Raw genomic sequence first — 22,551 nt, 5'->3', positions numbered from 1 at the left:
AAAAGCTACTTGGTATTTTTGCAATGCTGTTGATACTCACACCATTTGCACAAGCCCAAAATTATAGGCCCGGGGTGCATCGCCACCATCATCACCACCATCATCCGGTAAGGCATTATCACCGCCGATAGCCGTGGACATCGCAGGAGGCCCACCTTTCCCCAAGGCGGGCCAAAACAGCGGTTGCATCATCAATCTGTAACGTATTTCCCCTTCAGATCAACAACGCTTCTCCAATCAATATCGTGTTCGCGCCTGGATGGATCTGGATTGCGCACGCTTGCGTGGCGAGCCGTACCTAAAAATAATGCCTGCTTTGTGCGATGGCGTACATAAAGTTCTTTCAAATTTACGTAATCTGGCTTGGTAGGAAGATTTGCAGGCATTCATTACTTTTATCTCTTTCTCCCGAGTCGTTAGGCAGCCTCGCCGCTGCCGATGATTTCACGTAATCCAATCAGCCAGGCGAAGGAGCCGCTGCCATGAATATCAACTTGATGCTGACCCCGCTAATTTCATTAATTTCCGGCATTCTTATCCTGGTGATTCCACGCCTTTTGAATTTCATTGTGGCGATTTACCTGATCATCATCGGTGCAATCGGCTTGTTTGGCACCGGACATTTCCTGCGATGAGCGCGCCTGCCGCCAACCCAAGCCCGGCAGAGAATCCGACCAAGAACGATGCTGATCCGGCTGCTGTCCCAGCAGATATCCCGATAACCGGGCCGCTGGCCGCACTTGCCCCGCATACGCAAACCAACGTGCGCGGCCTTTGCCTGACGATACTGGCCATTGTGGCTTTTGTCTTTGCCTTGCAATGGGCCCAGAAATTCCTGATCCCGTTGATTTTCGGCATCTTCATTGCCTATACCTTGAATCCGCTGGTTGTGTGGCTGGAGCGCATCCGCATCCCGCGCGTGATTGGCACTTGCATAGTAATGGCGACGCTGTTGCTCGGCCTGGGCCAGGTGGGCTATTCGCTGCGCGGCGAATTCGAATCCATCGTTGAACGCCTGCCTGCCGCGGCGCATCAATTGTCGCGGGCGATCGTCAAGGTGAAAAATGGCGCTCAATCGGGAGAACCCAGCACCATCCAGAAAATGCAGGCGGCGGCTGCCGAAATAGAAACTGCGGCCGGACAGGTTGCCGGCCTCAAGCCAGATGCCCGCCGTGCCAACAATGCAGCGCCTGCGGCGCCCGCGTTTCAATTGAACGAATGGATCTTCGCCGGTTCGATGGGTGCGATGTTGTTCATCGGCCAGGTGATCATGGTCACTTTCCTGGTGTTTTTCCTGCTGCTGTCCGGCGACAAGTTCAAACGCAAGCTGGTCAAGTTGACCGGCCCTTCGCTATCGAGCAAGAAGATCGCGGTCCACATTCTGTTTGAAATCAATACATCGATTCAAAGCTACATGTTCATGCTGCTGGTGACGAACGCCTTGCTAGCGGTCCTGATGTGGATCGCATTTCGCTGGATCGGCCTGGAAAACGCCGGCGCCTGGGCCTTGGCGGGAGGATTCCTGCATCTCATTCCCTATTTCGGGCCGATGCTGATTGCCGTTGCGACCGGCCTTACCGCATTCATGCAGTTCGAATCCTTCTCGATGATGTTCCTGGTTGCAGCAACAACGCTGGCAATCTCGGCGCTGGTCGGAACCTTCGTGACGACATGGATGACCGGAAGAATCGCCAAGATGAATGCTGCAGCTGTATTTATCGTGCTGCTGTTCGGCGGCTGGCTTTGGGGAATCTGGGGAATGCTGCTCGGCATTCCGATTGTCGTCATCGTCAAGGTTATCGCCAAGCATGTCGATAGCATGAGTGCGATTGCCGAACTGCTGGGCGAATGACCATCGAGGCCGAAAACTCATCGCAACCTGAAGCAGGCTTGCAATAATTGCTCTTATGTACGCTAGCAGACGGTCATCAGACCGTACATCCAGCAGACTCCAGACATAGACCCGATTCGTCTTTTTGCGACAAGGTCTCTGGATTGCCTCTTTCGCCCGCAGGAGACCGCAACACAGGAGAACTGGTTTGTCCACCGTCGAGAATCATCTGATCGCGCGACTTCCACGCAAGGACCGTACCCACCTGCTGGCGCACTGCGAGTCGATAGAACTGAAACCGCAGGAAGTACTGTGCGAACCAGGAAAACCCATCCGCTATGCCTACTTCCCGATCCATGGTGCGATCGCGCTGTTAGCGTTGGTCAATGGCACTCCGGGAGTGGAAGTCGGCCTGGTCGGACGCGAAGGCATGCTCGGATCACAGCTGACTATCAATATCCTAACAGCCCCGGTGCACGCCGTTGTGCAGGGGCCAGGGTTGGCGCATCGGATTGATGTCAGTGCATTTCGCAGCGAACTGCTGCGTAGTGTAGCGCTGCAACGCAGCATGAACCACTATCTCTACATACGCATGACGCAAATGGCCACATCGGCTGTCTGCCTGCACTTCCATCTGATCGGCCCTCGTCTGGCGCGTTGGCTGCTGATGACGCAGGACCGCGCACATTCCGACAATTTCCATGTCACACACGAATCCCTCGCCCGTCTGCTGGGTGTACGCCGCGAAGGCATCACCAATGCCGCCAGCGCCTTGCAGCGTGGCGGATTGATCGCGTATAGCCGCGGCGAGCTCACAGTGCTTGATCGCAGCGGCCTGGAAGCTGCGGCGTGCGATTGCTATGCCGCCGATGAACTTTCTTACGCCGAGTTTCTTTGAGACCACAGGAAGATGACGCTATCGCCCTTGGCCATTGCTTTTCAAACAATGAACCAGTAATCAAATGTGCGTCAACGCACATACGACCGAGTCGGCTTCCTGATAACTTCAAACATACGGGGCCGCGAAAACCGCAATATTCCCGATCGGAGATCATCATGCAAATCAATCAATTCCGCATTACAAGAGCAACGCGTCAAATCCTGTTGACGCTTCTGGTATGCGGCGCCTCGTCCGCCGTCATGGCTGCAGGCAATCCGTCAGACGCTGTAGCCCGCTACCAGGCAGAGCGCGCGACCTGTTACAACGGCCAATCGAATGAGGCGCGCGCGACTTGCCTGAAAGAGGCCGGCGCGGCGCTGCAGGCGGCCAGAAGCGGCGGCCTCACCAATAACTCAAGCACTTATGCGCAAAACGCCATGGCGCGATGCCAACCCTTGCCGCCGGACGAACAGGATGCATGCCGGCGCCGGATAGAAGGCGAAGGCACCAGTAGCGGCAGTGCGCAGCAAGGCGGAATATTGCGCGAGCTGACCGTTCCGGATCGTAAATAGATATTTACTGAGCCGTCAGAAAGGCAAAGGCCCGATCTTGATCGGGCCTTTGCCTGTACATGCGACTGCTATCGCATGCTTTCTAATCAATCATCTCCGCCTATTGATGTATGCCTAATGCCGCTTCCGCGACTCATGCGTGCTATCCCGATAGTCGCCTTGAATCCGGACGATTTTCTTTCCAATAAATCCGCTGTAATCCGCAATCTTGTATCCGGTAATTTTTTTGCTGGCGATCTCGCCTTTGATTTCATTGGTTTCTTTGGTTTTACCCTTCATGCCTTGCTTGTTCATCGCTATCTCCCGAAAACCTGCTCAACGCCAAAATAAAATGCCTTGCCTGGGCATCCAGTGTAATGAGAAGAATAGGTACAGCGCTTTAACCCGTCTGTGCGCCGGCACACGTAGACAAGAACCCAGCTCTTTCCTAAAATTCATGTGCTGCTAAAGACGCAATTTTGCCATTCCCTCCTTGGTCATGGCGAGCGGGCTTCTGCTACGATGTACTATGCCAACACGGTAGAAGTGCCTGTATCAATGCTGCGCATCGCACTTAAAACCTTGTTTCAGAAGTCATACCGTTCTTGGAGCCCCACATGGCCACCTCCCCAGATCCAAGAAAAAATCACCTGCTCGCAGCGCTTCCGGAGGCTGAATGGCAACGCTGGTTGCCACAACTCGAGGCAATCGATATGCCGCTGGGCCAGGTGCTCTATGAATCGGGGAGCACGCTGCAATATGTGTACTTCCCAACAACCTCAATCGTCTCGCTGCTGTACGTCCTGGAAAATGGTGCCTCTGCCGAAATAGCGGTCGTCGGCAATGAAGGGGTGGTCGGCGTGTCGCTTTTCATGGGCGGCGAAACCACGCCCAGCCGCGCTGTAGTGCAAAGCGCAGGACAAGGATATCGACTTCGCGCGCGTTCGATGAAAGATGAGTTCAACCGCGCCGGCCCGGTATTGCATCTGCTGCTTCGCTATACACAATCCTTGATTACGCAAATGGCTCAGACTGCGGTCTGCAACCGGCACCATACGCTGGATCAGCAACTTTGCCGCTGGCTGTTATTGAGCCTGGATCGCCTGCAAGGCAACGATCTCGTGATGACCCAGGAGTTGATAGCGAACATGCTCGGCGTGCGCCGCGAAGGCGTCACCGAAGCCGCGCTAGGTTTGCAGGCTGCGGGGTTGATCCGCTATGCGCGCGGACATATCACAGTGCTCGACCGGAGCGGCCTGGAAAAACGCACCTGCGAATGCTACGCAGTGGTCAAGAAGGAATCCGACCGATTGCTTCCAGATAAATTGGCTACTTAAACATCAACAACGTAAAAAACAAAAAAAAGACCGCACTAGGCGGTCCAAATCAACGTTGCTGTATCGCCAGAGTCATCGAATAAACGATGCCACGCGGATAGTCGGCAAGCGGCTTATCAATATTATTTTTTAGCTGCTGTGTCCTTGATGACCTCTTTAACATCGCCAAGAGACTTTTCAAATTTCCCCTCGACTTGCTTCGTCAGCCCCTTTGCCTGCTGCTCCTTGCTGCCAACGAGTTTTCCGGCGCCCTCTTGAATTTTCCCGGCGATGTCTTTGGAAACACCCTTCACTTGATCCTTGTTCATACATTACTCTCCTGATGATAATTGATTAATTTAAAAATTGATCAATGCACAAAGACATAGAGCGCAACCAGCAACACCATCGGCGCACCCACAATCCAGCCCAGCACATATTTATCCATGATCGTTCTCTTTCAGCTATTGAATGAGGTGGAATAGCGATATTGGAGGAAGAGATTCCGTTTACTTCACTCAATGACTGACGTTATAAGACATATTTTTTTCGCGGTCCGTGCGCTGCCCAACATTAGGAACTCTTTTTCCTGCGCCTGCGCACACACCGACAAAGACGACATCGCATCCTGAGACCGGGGCCTTACGTTCGATAACGCACGGATGAATTTCATGGCGCTTGCAATAATAGGAAAAACGCGAGCAATACCAGCTAGTCAATTTCAATTCCGCCAAGGAAAAAAATGAACTCCATCACAGCCGCTCGGCTTGAGACGCCTCCTTCGCAACCGAAACACGATACCGTCCCAGCTGACGAAAAGAGTACTGAAAACGCATTGGACGAAGCGTTGGAAGAAAGTTTTCCGGCAAGCGACCCGATCGCCATCACCATAGAGAAATCGCCATGTCCACCGAATTAATCGAATTCAGAACTGCCTGGTGGTTCAAGGTATACATCTTTGGCGTGACAGCCATGTGCATGCTTACCAATAGCGAACCTGACCAGAAGAAATCACTGTACTGGTGCGCCAAGGCGATTCGAGTACGCTGTAACGGCAAGCCATTGAAAATTTCGTGAATGCGGCTGTTCGATGAGCCGCTATTGCAGCGGAACGCGACACAAAGTTAAATTTGGCTATGTGGCGTAACGTACAGATGAGTGTTTAAAATTTGATTACAGTTGTTTCACCTTCCCGCCAGGCCTCCGAAGCCGGGTGGTTAAAGCCTGACGATATTTGCACTGCGCGCGCTTTGAAGAAAAAATTGCGCTATACGTAATTTTATCGGAGGAAGTAAAGGGAAATTCGAAAAACCTACTGCACGCCGCCATCTCGACATTGCGATGCTCACCGTACTCTCGTACGGCTGCGTTTCTCCTGCCGGCAGAACAGCGTTCGCTAAGGTTTTACGCGCTTCCCCAAGTGTAAATATCGGACTACCGGGGCTGGCGGTCGGGAAATATACCAGCACCAATACTACGAGCAGAGCGACAGGAATAGCGGCTGGAAAGCAAAACAACTCGGCCTACGAATGCCGTCGTTCTGCTTGGCATGCACGCCACTGGCGATATCCCAGGAAGAAGATGTTATTGTTGTCTCTCCCACTCTTCCGCGACATTGTTTCCGATACCGAAACTCATCAAGTTCAAGGAGTTGTCGAATGAGCTCAACGCTTTCCGCCGCCGCACTGGACGATTCTTGCGTCAATACCCTGCGCTTCCTTTCTGTCGACGCTGTGCAAAAGGCCAACAGCGGCCATCCCGGATTGCCGCTCGGCGCGGCGCCTATGGTCTATGTGCTGTGGACCCACTTCCTCAAACATCATCCGGCCAATCCGCATTGGTCCGACCGCGACCGTTTTGTTCTGTCTGCCGGACATGGTTCGGCCTTGCTGTACAGCCTGCTGCACCTGACCGGCTACGATCTGCCGCTGGAGCAGCTCAAACAATTTCGCCAATGGGGCAGCATCACCCCAGGCCATCCTGAGCGCGGCTTGACGCCAGGGGTAGAGGTCTCGACAGGACCGCTGGGACAAGGTTTCGCCAACGGCGTTGGCATGGCGATGGCTGAGGCACACCTGGCTGCCACCTATAACCGGGACGGCTACGACATCGTCAATCATTTCACCTACGGGCTGGTGAGCGATGGTGACCTGATGGAGGGGATTGCCTCGGAGGCGGCATCACTGGCCGGCCATCTGCAACTTGGCAAACTGATTTATCTGTACGACGACAATCGAGTCACGCTGTCTGCCGGCACCGACATCAGCTTCACAGAGGACCGCGAACAACGCTTCAAGGCCTACGGCTGGCATACACAATCGATCGCCGATGGCAATGACCTGGCGGCGATTGAGAAGGCTTTGCAGGCTGCCCGCGCCGAAACCGGGCGCCCCTCACTGATTCTGGTCAGAACCCATCTCGGTTACGGATCGCCGAATAAACAAGACACGTTCGAGGCGCACGGTTCGCCATTAGGCGAGGAAGAATTGAGGCTGACCAAACGCAACCTCGGCTGGCCTGAAGAACCGGCTTTTCATATTCCTGATCCGGCGCGCACGCATTTTCTGCGCGCGTTGCAGGAAGGCGAGCGCAGCGAAGCGGCGTGGCAAAAAAAATTCTCTGCCTACGAACAACAATTCCCGGAGCTTGCGCAGGAATTCCAGCAGCGCATGCGCGGCAGCGGCGCCACCCCGCCCGGCAACTGGGATAAAACGATTCCTGAGTTCCCTGCAGACGCCAAAGGCATCGCCACCCGCGTCGCTTCGGGCCAGGTCATGAACGCCATTGCTGTTCACCTGCCGGCCTTGATCGGCGGCTCGGCGGATCTGGACCCATCAACTTATACCGCACTGAAGGGATTTGGCGATTTCGAGGCCCCCGGCGCCGATTCGACGGACCGTCAAGGCTCCGATGGAGGCGGCTGGAGCTATGCGGGACGCAACCTGCACTTTGGCGTGCGCGAACACGCCATGGGAGCCATCATGAATGGCATGGCGGCGCACGGCGGCGCGTTGCCGTTCGGCGCAACCTTCCTGGTGTTTTCCGATTACATGCGCCCTGCCATCCGTCTGGCGGCGCTGATGGGCCTGCATGTGGTCTACGTGTTCACCCACGACAGCATTGCGCTGGGCGAGGATGGTCCGACCCATCAACCGATCGAGCATCTGGCCAGCTTGCGAGCGCTGCCCAAGCTGCTGCTGATCCGCCCTGCCGACGCCAATGAAACCGCGGTCGCCTGGCGCGTCGCGGTGCAATCCCAAGAACGGCCGGTGGCGTTGGTGCTGACCCGGCAAAATCTCCCGACCATCGACCGTACGCAGTTTGCCGCCGCTGACGGATTACAACGCGGCGCCTACATCCTGGCCGAAGCACCCAGCGGCAAGCCCGATTTGATCCTGATCGCCAGCGGTTCGGAAGTAACCCTCGTGATGGCGGCGCGGCAGAAATTACTGGCGCAGGATATCCAGGTACGTATCGTTTCCATGCCATGCTGGAGCCTGTTCGACGAACAGCCGGATGGATATCGCGACACCGTGCTGCCGCCGACAATCGGCGCCAGGCTTGCGGTTGAGGCCGGTGTGGCACAGGGTTGGCATCGCTATGTCGGCGATCACGGCGATGTGCTGGCGATCGATGGCTTCGGTGCATCCGCACCGGGCGATGTCTTGATGCGCGAATATGGCTTCACCGTCGATCACGTTTGCGAACGCGCTCTGGCGCTACTCGGCCGCTAGCCATCCACCCTGGAAGCCGGCGCGCCGTAAGCCATTGACGATATAGGGGCAATCGCGCATCAGGCTCCACGGCAATCCGCTGCGATAGTTCTCGATCATCAGAATGATCGGCCCTTGATCAATACCGAAGTGCCAGGGCGATACCCAACCATGCGGGTTATCGCAATTGCACGGAAAGCTCGGATTGAAGGATGCCTTGAAACCGTATGGATTACCCACTTTCAGGGTGACCTGGTGCACCAGATAGTCGATGGTAGGTAATACAATCTCCGGTGCAAACGGCAACGACGCGACAACTACCCAAGGTGCGATGGTGCCGTCATCCGGTCCATGTGGTGCGCCACGCGCGACATAATCGAAAAATTCACGCTTGACGCCATTGACGTAGAGTATTGCCGGCCCCGGGCCATCGCTTGCGGTGAATCCCCAGCAATACTCGCTATAACCGGCAAATCCATTGGGATTGTCGATTGCATATTGCTGTTGCACCAGCGTTGCACGACGGCTGTTCTCAAAGTAATCCATGCCTTTGGCGCGCATTGGTGCGTCCTGGATGCTGCGAAAATCCACCCAGATGTGCGACAGCTGATGCGTAAACAGGGAGCCGGCGTAGAGATAATCGTAGCCGTAACTTTTCTGCCAATGATAGCCGGACGTCCAGCCTGCATAGCAACTCTCCGGCAATGGGTGCGAAGGCGAACCCAAGCCCAGGATATATAGCAGCAGGGCTTCGTCGTACCCCTTCCAGCGGGAAGGCAGAAACCCGTTTTCCGGGGTCCACCCCATCGACAGCGCAACGCCGCCAGCTTGTGCCCAAGGCCAGTCGACGCGGCGGTACAGCGCATCGGCGAGCGTACGGATTTCATTCTCGTCGGCTGTGTCAGCATCAAAATACTGGCTCGCGGTCAGCGCACCAGCCAGGAAGAAAGCGGTGTCGATAGTCGACAACTCGCATTGCCAGGCGCGTCGCCCAGTCTGCATATCCAGGAAATGATAGTAGAAGCCGCGATATCCGGTGGCATCGGCTTCCTGCCCTTGCGGGCTGTTCCAGAAAAATCGCAAGGTCGTCAGGACGCGTTTGACCGCAGCTTCACGCCCGATGAAATCGCGCTCGACGGCAATCGGATATGCGGCAAGTGCCAGACCTACAGCGGCGATGCTGGCGGGCCAATCCGGCGCACTCTTGTCCACTACCAGGCCATTTACCTCATTGGTCTCGTGCATGAAATAGCTGAATGATTCGCGCTGCAGCATGTTCAGCTCGACCTCAGTCGCCAGCGATTTTAAGTTCATGGTGATGTCCGGATAAGAAGCACGATTTCGAGGTCCCCGCAATTTTTAGTGATCAATGAGTGCCATTTTTTGCTCGCATTTCCGTCATTCAGGACGACAGACTCAGTGCGGTAGCGCACAGACCTTGCGGCAGTTAAAGCCTATCGTTTGCACATATACCATTCGGGCGATGAATTCGTGTGGCATCTGCAAGCCAAATTCCGTTGGTTGCGAAATAAAACCCTATACCCTCCAGGAGAAAACCATGGGCACCATCTTACTCGTCATTCTCATCCTCTTGCTAATCGGCGCCTTTCCGGCCTGGCCACACAGCCGTAGCTGGGGTTACGGCCCGAGCGGCATCACTGGCGTGATCGTGATTATCCTGATTGTGATGCTGCTGACCGGGCGACTATAAACTCTAAGCCCCAAAAAAAATGTGCCTCCATTTGGAGGCACATTTTTCGTTCGACAAACACATCAGATCAGTTCGGCGCCAGCCCGCGCATTTATTTGCGTGACAATACCATCCCAAGTAAAAATCCAATGCCGGCCGCGGCGGCAATCGTGCACCATGGATTTTCGGTCACGTAGTCTTCTGCCGAGCTAACCATTTCCTTGCCCGCGACAACTGCATCGGCCTGTGCCTCCCGCGCTTTTGATATTGCGGTATCGAGCAGCAACATGGCGCGGTTGCGCATTTCTTCTGCCTTGTCGCCGGTCAGGGCGGCGGCAGCCTGGAATAATGCTTGCGAGTCTCTTAGCAAGACTTTCACATCGTTATTGACCGCTTCCAAATTAGTTTTCAACAAGATAATCTCCTTAAAATAAACAATAGAGTGACTTCAATGCATATCTGCAGACAGCCGCAAGCGGTCTGCGCTGCTGCCTGTCGCTATGCAAGCAGATCGCGCATGTCGTCCGCATGCTCTTCTTCCTTGGCCATGATGCCGATCAACATGTGCCGGGTAGTTGGATCGGTTTCGCCGATTTTTTCTATCATCTGGCGATAAGCCTCGATGGCGACCCGTTCGGCAATCAAATTTGCCTTGACCATCGACTGGATGCTGCTGGAATCGTCGTACTCGGCATGGCTGCGCTCGGCCAATGTGGCGGGATTGAAATCGGGCTGGCCATTCAGCTGCACTATCCGCTCGGCCAACTGGTCTGCGTGTTCCTGTTCTTCCAGCGCATGCTGCAAGAACTCGGCCTTGATCGGGCCGTTCTGCACTCCGCTGATCGTGTAATGATGCCGCTTATAGCGCAACACGCAGACCAGCTCGGTCGCCAACGCACCGTTTAACATATCGATTATCTGTTTGCGATCTGCCTGGTAGCCGACAGTTACAGGGCCGTCCTCGAGATGCTTGGCAGCCTCCCGAATGGCAGCCGTATCGATCCCCTCAGGGATTGCTTTTTTCACTTCATGCATGATGATCTTTCGGTAGGGATGCTTATAAGAACACGCCATGGTGATCGCGCAGTTGCTTTGCAACTAGAACTCATTTCGTAAATGCCGATCTCGACGCAACGATTGAAGCGTTCATTCTGGACCGCAATGCCAACAATATCGGTACGCTGCCGCACATAGTTCGGCTCTTTGCACGGAAAATCTCCAGCGCATGCGGCCGATCAATGGAGATATCACCTCCAGCAGCCATTGCAGTCTCTGTCGCCATAGGCGTCATCTATGTGCGTTGCCGCACTGACGTAAAGCATGCTATGTAGCATCCTGTCTGAATCAACATGTAGCACCTTGACATCGCCTGCCAGGTATATCCGGCCAATGGTCCAGTTGCGCGTTGATGGTGCCATCGGCAACCAGGTCTGGCCGAATGATTCTCCAGAACAGCGGTGTATCGATGCCAACTTCGCCTTCCAATAATTCATGGCTGAAAAAACTCGGTCCGGGGTTGATCACAGGCGCCGCCGACGATGATCCAAGCGGTATCGCCACCTATTCGCAGGCAGGCGCGCAGTTTGGCTTCAACATGCTATGGACCTTGTTCCTGACCTATCCATTGATGGTCGGCATTCAAGTCATCAGCGCCAAGATAGGAAGAGTCAGCGGCCACGGCCTGGCAACCAATATCGGCAGGCATTATCCGGCGTGGCTCTTATATTCGATCGTCGGGCTTTTGTTGATCGCCAATACCATCAATATCGCGGCGGACGTCGCCGCCATGGGCGAAGCATTGACGCTGCTGAGCGGCGGCCCCAGCCACCTTTACGCCTTGGGCTTTGGACTGCTATCGCTGATGCTGCAGATTTTCATCCCCTACAATCGGTATGTCCGCATATTGAAATGGTTGACGCTCGGCCTGCTGGCGTATGTCGCCACGGTATTCGTCATACACATGCCGTGGGCGCAGGTGCTGAGCAAGACCGTTTGGCCGCAACTTTCCTGGAAGCCGGAATTCATCACCACGGTCGTTGCCGTATTCGGCACCACCATCAGCCCCTACCTATTCTTCTGGCAGGCTTCGCAGGAAGTGGAGGATCAACAGGCCAACCCGCAGTCGAAGCCACTGATAGAGGCGCCAGAACAGGCAAACACAAATTTCCGACGGATCAAGATCGATACGCTGATCGGCATGGGGTTTTCCAATATCGTGGCCTATTTCATCATGCTGACGACCGCAGTCACGCTAGGCCTGCACGGCATCACGGATATTCAGACCTCGGCACAAGCCGCGTCGGCACTGCGCCCGATTGCCGGCGAGTTCGCCTTCTGGCTGTTCAGCGCCGGCATCATCGGCACTGGCCTGCTTGCCGTTCCGGTGCTGGCCGGCTCCGCCGCCTATGCGATGGCTGGCGCCTTTCATTGGCAGAACGGCCTGGAACTGAAACCGCTGATGGCCAAAAAGTTCTACGGCATCATCGCCGTCTCGACCCTGCTCGGCGCGGCACTCTGTTTCACCCCGATCGATCCGATCAAGGCGTTGTATTGGAGTGCGGTATTGAACGGAGTCATTTCGGTGCCGATCATGGCCGTCATGATGCTGATGGCGGCACGGCGCGACATCATGGGCCAATTTGTCATCAGTACCAGGCTGAAGGCACTGGGCTGGGTCTGCACCGGCGTGATGGCGATTGCGGTGCTCGCAATGTTCTGGACGCTAAGGTAGTCGAGGAGCCGGTGAAAGCAATAAATCCACGCCATCCACCCGAATTTTTCCTATGTGTGTCAGCGCACCGAAATACCCAGGAAAACCCCGTAATCTGACCTTCAATCATAGTGCACCGGTTGGAGCCTTCCGGAACTATGCGCGCTGGTCGGCGTAGGAGACGACTCTTACCAGTAGCGCTGGCTTGATCCGCCAACGCGATCATTGTCGCCAGAGACTGATCAAATCTGGGAGCTGCTCACAATAACGTGAGCGGTTCACGTAGGCCACACAAAAGGAATCATCATGAAATATTCAACACAATTCGTTGTCGCTGCGGCAGCATTCTCGTTGGCGGGCTGTTTTACACTGCCAACCGGCCCTGCCGGGCCGCAAGGCGCTACCGGAGCCACTGGTTACACCGGGGCGACAGGATACACCGGCGCCACTGGTAGTACAGGCCATACCGGCGCGACCGGCGGCACCGGGGCAACCGGCGACACAGGCAGCACTGGCGCAACCGGGGATACCGGCGCCACCGGTTACACCGGCGCGACCGGCAATACCGGTGCAAGAGGCAGCGCCGGAGCCAGAGGCAGCACAACACCTGAGACTGTAGTGGTAGTGCCGGCACGCTAACAACGCCGCAATAGAGTAAAGAAATGGCTGAACGAGGACAGATTTTTCCGAGCTTGCAGAGTCATCAACAAACTGCGGACTAGAAATACGGCAAAGCTGCGCCTCGTTCAGTTTTTTTAAAAAATGCTTCAATTCCGACTGGTTTACGGGTATTTAGAGGTTCGCTCCAGAATCTGCTACCCTGTAAATCACAGGACGGTCCGCAGTGCGTCAGTCCGCACCTCTACGGCCCACATCTCTACCGTCCCCTACCGAACGTCTTCTACTGACACGCAGCACTTCCGGTTGCCAGCGGCGATATCCGATAGGGCCAGAATCCGATCACTGACATGCAAGTCCTGTCGGTAATCCGGTTCTTCCCAGATTCGTTGAGAATATAGAAACGGCTGAATTGAAATCAGACAACAGGTCACTACGCAATAATTTCCTCGTCATCAAGAATGCGTTGCTGCCCGGCAGCGCCAATGGCCAATCGCCAAATGACGAGTTACCGCTCCGCGCTGAATTATTCAGCGCCTTGCAGATGGAACAACACGGCCGTATTCTGGCCAACGCGCACAAACTGAGTACCGAACGCGGGCGCGACCAGTTGTTATCACGTCTGGCGGACAACGAAAACGTCATCATCGATGCCTGCAGCCAGCTCACCGAAGCCATCAAGGCCGGCCGCCAAGTCACACCGGCGGCGGAGTGGCTACTCGACAATTTCTACCTGATCGAAGAGCAGATCCGCACCGCCAAGCGCCATCTTCCAAAAAACTACAGCCGGGAATTGCCGCGCCTGCTGCGTGGCAGCTCCGCCGGCAGGCCACGGGTCTACGATATCGCGCTGGAAACCATTTCCCATGGCGATGGCCGGGTTGACCCCGAAAGCCTGAGCCGCTTCGTCGCCGCCTATCAGCAAGTGACGCCGCTCAAACTGGGCGAGCTATGGGCGATTCCGATCATGCTGCGGCTGGCATTGATTGAAAATCTGCGGCGCGTCGCCGCCAATCTGGCACTCACCCGCCTCAACCGCAACCTGGCCGATTCCTGGGCCGACGCGATGGCGGAATGCGCCGAAAACGATCCCAGCAATCTGATCCTGCTGGTTGCCGACATGGCGCGCTCCGAGCCGCCGCTGGACAGCTCATTCGTGGCCGAACTGGTGCGCCGCGTACAAGGCCAAAGCCCGGCGCTCACGCTGCCGATGACCTGGCTGTCGCAGCGCCTGGCTGAATCCGGCCAAACCATCGAGCAACTGGTGCAACTGGAAACCCAGCAACAAGCGGCTGACCAGGTATCGATCAGCAACAGCATCGGCAGCCTGCGTTTTCTCAGTGCCATGGACTGGCGCGAATTCGTCGAAACCATGAGCGTGGTCGACCATACATTGCGCAAGGACCCGGTCGATGTCTATGCACGGATGGATTTCGCCACCCGCGATCGTTACCGGCATGTGATTGAGAAAATCGCCAAGCACGGCCGCCTGTCGGAATTTGAAGTGGCCGATAGCGCCGTGCGCCTGGCCGGCGACCATGCAGCGCAAGACAACCTTGCGACACGCCAGGCGCATGTCGGGTATTACCTGGTTGGAGAAGGTCTGCCGGAACTGGAACAAACAGCAGGTTACCGCTCACCGCCCCTGCAAGCACTGCAGCGCGCCGGTAAAATCGCGCCGCTATCGGCCTATCTTGCCAGCATGCTTGTCATCACTTTGCTGGTTGCGGTCGGCATCGCTGCCAAGGCTTATGCCGACGGTGCAGCTCATTGGATGGTGGCGCTGATCGCGCTGATGGCGCTGATTGGCGCCAGCCAGCTTGCCCACTCCATGGTCAATTGGCTGATTACCTTGGTTGCTACGCCGCATCCGCTGCCGCGCATGGATTTTTCCGATGGCATTCCGGTTGAATCCTGTACCTTGGTGGTAGTCCCAACGATGTTATTTACCAAACAAAACATCGATAGCCTGAGCGAATCGCTGGAAGTGCGCTATCTCGCCAATCGCGACGACAATCTGCGCTTCTGCCTGCTGACGGATTTTGCCGATGCCAGCACCGAAACGATACCAGACGACGACGCCTTGCTGGAACACGCCAAGCAGCACATCGACGATCTGAACAAAAAATACAACCGCTCAAGCCATAATAATTTCCTGCTATTGCATCGCCCGCGCCGCTGGAATCCACAAGAGAAAACCTGGATGGGTTACGAGCGCAAGCGCGGCAAACTGGCTGACCTGAACGCCCTGTTGCGCGGCGGCGTGACCGACAGTTTCTCCCTCATCGTCGGCAATATACTCGGCCTGAACAATATCAAATATGTCATCACGCTCGACACCGATACCGAACTGCCGCGCGATACAGCGCGCCAATTCGTGGCCACCCTGGCGCATCCGCTGAACTGCGCCGTATTCGATGCCCAACGCCAGCGCGTGGTCCAAGGCTACGGCATCCTGCAACCACGCGTGGCGGTCAGCCTGGCTAGCGCCGAGGCGTCGCGCTATGAATTGCTGTGCGGCGGCGAAACCGGTATTGATCCATATACCCGCACCGTGTCCGATGTCTACCAGGATGTATTCGGCGAAGGCTCGTTCGTCGGCAAGGGCATCTACGATGTCGATGCCTTCGAACAGGCGTTGAAGAACCGCATGCCGGAAAACCGCGTGCTCAGCCATGATTTGCTGGAAGGATGCTACGCCCGTGCCGGCCTGTTGAGCGATGTCCAGCTGTACGAACAATACCCGTCGCGCTACAGCGCAGACATCACGCGCCGCCATCGCTGGATACGCGGCGACTGGCAGATCGCCTCCTGGTTGCTGCCAAGAGTGCCAGGCCCGCGCGATGCAGCTACCGGCAAAATCATTACTTATCGCAATCCGCTCTCAGCATTATCGCGTTGGAAATTGTTCGACAACCTGCGCCGCAGCGTCGTCCCATTCGGGCTGACGGCGTTACTGCTAATCGGCTGGACCGCACTGCCGGCAGCCTGGTTCTGGACCTGCGTCACGCTGGGCATACTGCTACTCCCGTCCATCTGCACCAGCCTGTTGAGCCTGCTGCGCAAACCAGACGATGTCTTGCTGCGCCAGCACCTGTCCGCATCGCTGCGCGCCACTACCCAGCACTTCGTTCATGCGGTATTGACCTTGATCTTTCTGCCGTATGAAGCGGCGGTCAACCTGGATGCCATCATTCGCACCCAGTGGCGCATCCTGGTCTCACACAAGAAATTGCTCGCATGGAATCCGTCTAGCGAGGCAAGCCGGCAGTCCAGCAATAGTTTGGCGTCTTACTACCGATTGATGTGGATAGCACCGACGATTGCCTTCGCGACTGCCGCCTATCTCGTCATCAAGAATCCGCTTGCCCTGAGCGCTGCGGCGCCAATCCTGCTGCTTTGGTGGCTCTCGCCGGTCGTTGCCTACTGGATCAGCCAGCCGATTGCGCGCCGTCAGGCCCAATTATCGGGCGAACAGACACTGTTCCTCAAATCGCTGTCGCGCAAGACCTGGCATTTCTTCGAAACCTATGTCGGGCCCGAGGACAACTGGCTACCGCTGGATAATGTCCAGGAGCACCCGGTTACCGTGGTTGCGCGGCGCACCTCGCCGACCAACATCGGCCTGTCGCTGCTGGCCAACCTCACTGCTTACGATTTCGGCTACATACCTCCCGGGCAACTGATCGAGCGCACTCAAAATACCTTCCAGACCATGGGTTCGCTGGAACGATACCAGGGACATTTCTATAACTGGTACGACACCCAATACCTGAAGCCGCTGCATCCGATCTATGTCTCTACGGTGGATAGCGGCAACCTGGCCGGCCATCTGCTCACCTTACGCCCAGGCCTGAACGAACTGCTCGACACGCCGATATTCAATCCAAGGGTATTCAGCGGCATCCGCGACACGTATGAAATCCTGCGCGATACGGCCGGTGGCGGTCCGCTGGCCAAGCTTGTCCAATTTGAAAAGGACCTGGAATCCGCCTGCCAGTCCGCACCTGCTACGCTGACAGTCGCCCATGACTGCCTGGCGCGCCTGAGCCGCTGCGCCACCGGCTTTGTTGGCGGGCTGGAACCGGTGCCCGATACGCAGATCAATGTATGGGCGCGGGCATTAGCCAGCCAGTGTCGCGAAGCGTTGAACGAACTGGATGTTCTGACGCCATGGATTCGTGCACTGACGTCGGCCGAATGGATCGATGATTTTCCTCAGCTCGATCAGATTCCGACCTTGCGCCAGTTGGCGCAACTGCACACCAACATGATGCCTGCGTTGTCGCAAAGACTGGCCGCTCACAAAGAGCCTCAAAGTGCGAATTACCTGTCGGCGCTGGACACCGCGATTGCCGACGGCAGCCGTCAGGCCGTTGAACGCATGTTGATCATTGAGCAATTGATGACCCAGGCAGTCGACTTTGCGCGCATGGAATACGGGTTCTTGTACGATCCTGCCACGCATCTGTTGGCAATCGGCTATAACGTCAGCGAACGTCGCCGTGACGTCAGTTATTACGACCTGCTGGCTTCCGAAGCCAGGTTGACCACTTTCATCGCCATCGCCCAAGGGCAATTGCCGCAGGAAAGCTGGTTCGCGCTGGGCCGCCAGCTAACGATTGCCGGCAGCGAGCCGATCCTGTTGTCGTGGAGCGGATCGATGTTTGAATATCTGATGCCGCTGCTGATCATGCCGACCTTCGAAAACACCTTGCTTGACCAAACCTACACTTCCGCCGTCAAGCGCCAGATCGAGTACGGCATGCAACGCGGCGTGCCATGGGGTATTTCAGAATCCGGCTACAACACGTTCGATGCCAGCCTCAACTACCAGTACCGCGCTTTCGGCGTACCAGGTCTCGGCTTCAAGCGCGGCCTTGGCGACGACCTGGTGATCGCTCCCTATGCCTCGATGATGGCCTTGATGGTAGCGCCAGAGGAAGCATGCCGCAATCTGCAACAAATGTCTGCCGAAGGTTTCGAGGGTGAGTACGGTTTCTTCGAGGCGATCGATTACACGCCGTCGCGCCTGCCACGCGGGCAAACCAATGCAGTGATTCGTTCGTTCATGGCGCATCACCAGGGCATGGGATTCCTGGCGCTGTCTTATCTGCTGCTTAATCGTCCGATGCAAAAGCGTTTTGAATCGGATCCGTTGTTCCAGGCCACGATGTCGCTGTTGCACGAACGCGTGCCGAAAGCCAGCGCCACCTACTCGAACACCACCGAACTGGCCGATATCCGCACCACATCGGTCGAACAGGGGATGCAAATGCGCGTACTACAACGGCCAGATCCACGTACACCCGAAGTGCAATTACTATCGAACGGTCACTATCATGTGATGATCACCAGCGCCGGTGGCAGCCGCAGCCGCTGGAACGACCTCTCGATCACGCGTTGGCGGGAAGACAGCACGCGCGACAATTGGGGCACCTTCTGCTACGTGCGTGAACTGGATGGCGTCGACGATGGCATTTTCTGGTCGACCGCCTACCAGCCGACACGAGCGCAGCCTGATAATTACGAAGTCATCTTTTCCGAAGGCCGCGCCGAATTCCGCCGGCGCGACAATAATTTCGACATGCACACCGAAATCGTGGTGTCGCAGGAGGACGATATCGAGTTGCGCCGCACCCGCATCATCAACCGCTCGCGCATGCGCCGCACCATTGACGTCACCAGCTATGCCGAAGTGGTGCTGGCGCCAGCGGCGGCCGACGATACCCATCCGGCATTCAGCAATCTGTTTGTGCAAACCGAAATCGTCCATTCGCAGCGCGCCATCCTGTGCACCCGCCGGCCCCGTTCGATGAATGAAAAAATGCCGTGGATGTTCCATTTGCTGGCCGTGCACGGCGCCGATATCGGCACGGTCTCATATGAAACCGATCGCATGCAGTTCATCGGCCGCGGCAATACGGTCGCCACCGCGCAGGCGATGCGTTCGCCTGGACCGCTGGCCTGCAATGCCGGGTCGGTACTCGATCCGATCGTCGCGATCCGCTATCAAATCACGCTGGAGGCAGAACAGACCGCCACCATCGACATGGTGACCGGCATTGGCGATTCGCGCGAGGTCTGCCTCGGCTTGATCGATAAATACCAGGACCGCCATCTGGCAGATCGCGTGGTCGAATTATCCTGGCCGCACAGCCAGGTGGTGCTGCGCCAGCTCAACGCCAGCGAAGCCGATGCCCAGCTGTATGGACGCCTGGCCAGTTCAGTCATTTACGTCAACTCGCTGCTACGCGCCGATGCCAGCGTCCTGATTCGCAATCATCGCGGCCAGTCCGGCTTGTGGGGCTACGCGATTTCCGGCGACTTGCCGATCGTGCTGGTGCGGCTGAAGAGCCAGGAAAACATCGAGCTGGTGCGTCAATTGGTGCAGGCGCACGCATATTGGCGTTCGAAAGGATTGGCGGTCGATCTGGTGATCTGGAACGAAGACCACGCCGGCTATCGGCAACTGCTGCAAGAACAGATCATGGGATTGATTTCATCCGTCACCGGTAGTCACGAAATCGATCGGCCGGGAGGAATTTTCGTGCGCTTGGTCGACCAGATTTCCGACGAAGACCGGGTCCTGCTGCAATCGGTAGCGCGCGTGGTGCTCAGCGACAGCCGTGGCACGCTGGCCGAGCAGCTTAACCGCCGCGACCTGTTGGAGATCCGTGTGCCACGCCTGGCGCCGGCGCGCATCGCGGCGTTGCCCGAGATGCCGCAGACCTTGGAAACGCCACAGCGCGACTTGATCCTTGCCAACGGCGTCGGCGGCTTCACGCCGGACGGGCGCGAATATGTGATCACCACCTCAGCCAATCAGCTGACGCCGGCGCCGTGGGGCAATGTGATTGCCAATGCAGAGTTCGGCACCGTCATTTCCGAAAGCGGGCAAGCCTACACCTGGGGCGAAAACGCCCATGAATTCCGGCTCACGCCGTGGGCCAACGATCCGGTCACTGACGAAGGCGGAGAGGTCTTCTACTTGCGCGATGAGGAGAGCGGGCACTACTGGTCCCCTACTCCGCTGCCCAGCCGCGGCGCCGGCGACTATGTGACGCGGCACGGATTCGGCTACAGCGTTTTCGAGCACGTCGAGGATGGCATTGTTTCCGAACTGACCGTGTATGTTGCAATGGACGCATCGGTCAAGTATTCAATACTGAAAGTCAGCAACGAATCGGACACGCTGCGCAAATTGTCGGCGACCGGTTATGTCGAATGGGTGCTGGGCGACCTGCGGCCTAAATCGACCATGCATATCATCACCGAAAGCGATCCGGCAACCGGTGCGCTATTTGCACGTAACCCATACAACACCGAATTCACCGATCGCACGGCCTTCTTCGATGTCGACACCGCGACGCGTAGCATTACCGGCGACCGCAATGAATTCATCGGCCGCAACGGATCGTTGCAGCAGCCAGCCGCGATGGCGCGCGTGCGCTTGTCCGGCAAGGTCGGTGCGAGCCTGGACCCATGTGCGGCCATGCAGGTCCAGTTTGAACTGAATCCGGGTCAGCAGCGTGAAATCGTGTTCATCCTCGGCATGGCCGATACGCGCCAAACCAATGTCAGCAACCTGGTGCAACGCTATCGCGGAGCATCTGCAGCACGCGAAGCGCTGCAAGCCGTGCACGCATTTTGGGAGAAGACTTTGGGCACGGTGCAAGTCGATACACCGGATCCAGCCCTCAATGTCCTCGCCAACGGCTGGCTGATGTATCAAACCATCGCCTGCCGCATGTGGGCACGCAGCGGCTATTACCAGTCCGGCGGCGCATTCGGCTTCCGCGACCAGTTGCAGGACGCCATGGCGCTGGTGCATAGCCAGCCGCAACTGGTGCGTGCGCATCTGTTGTTGTGCGCCGCGCATCAATTCATTGAGGGAGACGTTCAACACTGGTGGCATCCGCCGACCGACCGCGGAGTGCGCACCCATTGCTCAGACGATTACCTTTGGCTGCCGCTGGCGGTGCATCGCTATGTCAGTTGTACCGGCGACCACACCGTGCTGGAGGAAAGCGCGCCGTTCCTGGAAGGCCGTGCAGTCAATCCGGACGAGGACTCCTACTACGACCTGCCAAGCCGTTCCACACAGTCCGCCACGCTTTACCAGCATTGCGTGCGCGCCATCGACAGAGGTTTGCAATTCGGCGTGCACGGCTTGCCGCTGATGGGTTCATGCGATTGGAACGACGGCATGGACAAGGTCGGTGAGCATGGCAAAGGGGAAAGCATCTGGCTCGCCTTCTTCCTCTACGATGTGCTGATGCGCTTCGCCGAGGTCGCCACTATCCATGACGACCAGCCCTTTGCCGTGCGCTGCCAGACCGAAGCCGCTCAGCTCCAGAAAAACATCGACAAGAACGGTTGGGATGGCGAATGGTATCGGCGCGCCTACTTTGATGACGGCACGCCGCTGGGGTCCGCCCAAAATGCCGAATGCCAGATCGATTCGATTTCACAGAGCTGGTCGGTGCTGTCGGGTGGCGGCTATCCACAGCGCGCGCGCAGCGCCATGCTTGCAGTCGACCGCCGGCTGGTGCGACGCCAGGACGCCATCATCCAGCTGCTCGATCCGCCATTCGATAAATCCGACCAGAATCCCGGTTATATACGGGGTTATGTGCCCGGCGTCCGCGAAAACGGCGGCCAGTACACCCATGCCGCGATCTGGACCGTGATGGCGTTCGCCCAGCTGGGCGACAACCGGCGCGCCTGGGAACTGCTGCAACTGATCAACCCGGTCAACCATAGCATCACATCCGACAATATGGCCATCTACAAAGTCGAACCGTATGTGGTCGCGGCAGATGTCTATGCCGTTGCGCCGCATGTCGGACGTGGCGGCTGGACCTGGTACACCGGCTCGGCCGGCTGGATGTACCGTTTGATTACCGAATCGCTGCTGGGCTTGCAACTGGCCGGCGACAAACTGTATATCAAGCCCTGCCTGCCCGAGGATTGGGATAGCTATCGGATGGACTACCGCTATCGCGACACGACATACAAGATCGTCGTCCGGCAGAGCCGCGAAGACGGCGCGGTCTATCACTTGACGGTGGATGGGGTGGAACAGCCGGATGGCTTCATCCCACTGGTGGATGACCAGCGCGAGCATGCAGTTGAGATGTTGCTGCGCGTGCAGTCAACTGCTTGAATATGGAACGATAGCGACCCAGGAGAAATATCCTGGAAGCCGCTTTCCACGTCTTGGGGCCTATGAGGTTTTT

General features: G+C 56.8%; 17 protein-coding genes. 12 read left to right on the top strand and 5 right to left on the bottom strand.

Annotated elements, in window-relative coordinates; all coding sequences use genetic code 11:
- The first annotated feature begins 482 nt into the window (after positions 1-482).
- The 4 genes from ACIPF8_RS22545 (at position 483) to ACIPF8_RS22530 (ending at position 3,283) form a co-directional block, all read left to right on the top strand.
- On the top strand, positions 483-635 hold the full coding sequence (locus ACIPF8_RS22545; RefSeq protein WP_082797871.1) for a DUF3096 domain-containing protein: 153 nt from the start codon (positions 483-485) through the stop codon (positions 633-635).
- Complete coding sequence (locus tag ACIPF8_RS22540; protein ID WP_400425671.1) at positions 632-1,852, top strand: AI-2E family transporter; 1,221 nt, start codon at positions 632-634, stop codon at positions 1,850-1,852. Before ACIPF8_RS22545 ends, ACIPF8_RS22540 begins: the two co-directional genes overlap by 4 nt.
- A gap of 187 nt (positions 1,853-2,039) precedes the next feature.
- Positions 2,040-2,729 carry a Crp/Fnr family transcriptional regulator gene (locus ACIPF8_RS22535; protein ID WP_400425669.1) on the top strand — a complete coding sequence of 230 codons (690 nt, stop codon included), beginning with the start codon at positions 2,040-2,042 and terminating at the stop codon, positions 2,727-2,729.
- Between the two features lie 158 nt (positions 2,730-2,887).
- On the top strand, positions 2,888-3,283 hold the full coding sequence (locus ACIPF8_RS22530; protein WP_400425666.1) for a hypothetical protein: 396 nt from the start codon (positions 2,888-2,890) through the stop codon (positions 3,281-3,283).
- Positions 3,284-3,397: 114 nt separating this feature from the next.
- Here ACIPF8_RS22530 and ACIPF8_RS22525 read toward each other — a convergent pair whose 3' ends face one another.
- Complete coding sequence (locus ACIPF8_RS22525) at positions 3,398-3,577, bottom strand: hypothetical protein (protein ID WP_400425663.1); 180 nt, start codon at positions 3,575-3,577, stop codon at positions 3,398-3,400.
- A gap of 302 nt (positions 3,578-3,879) precedes the next feature.
- On the opposite strand from ACIPF8_RS22525, the gene ACIPF8_RS22520 reads away from it, so the two are divergent.
- Positions 3,880-4,599 (top strand): Crp/Fnr family transcriptional regulator, encoded by a 720-nt coding sequence (locus tag ACIPF8_RS22520; RefSeq protein ID WP_400425660.1) that lies wholly within the window; start codon positions 3,880-3,882, stop codon positions 4,597-4,599.
- Between the two features lie 122 nt (positions 4,600-4,721).
- On the opposite strand, the gene ACIPF8_RS22515 is transcribed toward ACIPF8_RS22520, so the two are convergent.
- Entirely contained in the window at positions 4,722-4,907 is a 186-nt protein-coding gene (locus ACIPF8_RS22515; RefSeq protein WP_400425657.1) for a CsbD family protein, read from the bottom strand.
- Positions 4,908-5,320: 413 nt separating this feature from the next.
- Here ACIPF8_RS22515 and ACIPF8_RS22510 point away from each other — a divergent pair, with 413 nt between their 5' ends.
- The 3 genes from ACIPF8_RS22510 to tkt all read left to right on the top strand — a co-directional run bounded on the left by ACIPF8_RS22510 (position 5,321) and on the right by tkt (position 8,312).
- The gene (locus ACIPF8_RS22510) at positions 5,321-5,497 is read left to right on the top strand and encodes a hypothetical protein (protein WP_400425654.1); all 177 of its coding nucleotides are present in this window, start codon (positions 5,321-5,323) and stop codon (positions 5,495-5,497) included.
- Positions 5,482-5,655, top strand: a complete 174-nt coding sequence (locus ACIPF8_RS22505; RefSeq protein WP_400425651.1) for a hypothetical protein — start codon at positions 5,482-5,484, stop codon at positions 5,653-5,655. Before ACIPF8_RS22510 ends, ACIPF8_RS22505 begins: the two co-directional genes overlap by 16 nt.
- Positions 5,656-6,236: 581 nt before the next feature.
- Positions 6,237-8,312 carry a transketolase gene (gene tkt / locus ACIPF8_RS22500; RefSeq protein WP_400425648.1) on the top strand — a complete coding sequence of 692 codons (2,076 nt, stop codon included), beginning with the start codon at positions 6,237-6,239 and terminating at the stop codon, positions 8,310-8,312.
- On the opposite strand, the gene ACIPF8_RS22495 is transcribed toward tkt, so the two are convergent.
- Complete coding sequence (locus ACIPF8_RS22495) at positions 8,298-9,605, bottom strand: glucoamylase family protein (RefSeq protein ID WP_400425646.1); 1,308 nt, start codon at positions 9,603-9,605, stop codon at positions 8,298-8,300. The genes tkt and ACIPF8_RS22495 overlap by 15 nt on opposite strands.
- Positions 9,606-9,849: 244 nt before the next feature.
- Between ACIPF8_RS22495 and ACIPF8_RS22490 the strand changes: the two genes are divergently transcribed.
- Entirely contained in the window at positions 9,850-10,002 is a 153-nt protein-coding gene (locus ACIPF8_RS22490; RefSeq protein WP_400425643.1) for a DUF3309 domain-containing protein, read from the top strand.
- A 91-nt stretch (positions 10,003-10,093) separates the two neighbouring features.
- Here the strand turns inward: ACIPF8_RS22490 and ACIPF8_RS22485 are convergent, their stop codons facing one another.
- Together ACIPF8_RS22485 and ACIPF8_RS22480 are read right to left on the bottom strand one after the other, a co-directional pair.
- Positions 10,094-10,381 carry a YqjD family protein gene (locus tag ACIPF8_RS22485; protein WP_400425640.1) on the bottom strand — a complete coding sequence of 96 codons (288 nt, stop codon included), beginning with the start codon at positions 10,379-10,381 and terminating at the stop codon, positions 10,094-10,096.
- 98 nt (positions 10,382-10,479) lie between these two features.
- Positions 10,480-11,016, bottom strand: coding sequence for a ferritin-like domain-containing protein (locus ACIPF8_RS22480; RefSeq protein ID WP_400425639.1), 537 nt, complete (start codon positions 11,014-11,016; stop codon positions 10,480-10,482).
- A 403-nt stretch (positions 11,017-11,419) separates the two neighbouring features.
- Here ACIPF8_RS22480 and ACIPF8_RS22475 point away from each other — a divergent pair, with 403 nt between their 5' ends.
- The 3 genes from ACIPF8_RS22475 (at position 11,420) to ACIPF8_RS22465 (ending at position 22,478) form a co-directional block, all read left to right on the top strand.
- The gene (locus tag ACIPF8_RS22475) at positions 11,420-12,712 is read left to right on the top strand and encodes an NRAMP family divalent metal transporter (RefSeq protein ID WP_400425636.1); all 1,293 of its coding nucleotides are present in this window, start codon (positions 11,420-11,422) and stop codon (positions 12,710-12,712) included.
- A 285-nt stretch (positions 12,713-12,997) separates the two neighbouring features.
- A complete protein-coding gene (locus tag ACIPF8_RS22470) occupies positions 12,998-13,330 on the top strand; it encodes a hypothetical protein (RefSeq protein ID WP_400425634.1) in 333 nt (110 codons plus the stop codon).
- 391 nt (positions 13,331-13,721) lie between these two features.
- A complete protein-coding gene (locus ACIPF8_RS22465; RefSeq protein ID WP_400425632.1) occupies positions 13,722-22,478 on the top strand; it encodes a GH36-type glycosyl hydrolase domain-containing protein in 8,757 nt (2,918 codons plus the stop codon).
- The last annotated feature ends 73 nt before the right edge of the window (positions 22,479-22,551 follow it).

Source organism: Collimonas sp. NPDC087041, from assembly GCF_044745265.1.
Classification (GTDB): domain Bacteria; phylum Pseudomonadota; class Gammaproteobacteria; order Burkholderiales; family Burkholderiaceae_D; genus Collimonas.
This window is presented reverse-complemented; position numbering and strand designations above follow the sequence as displayed.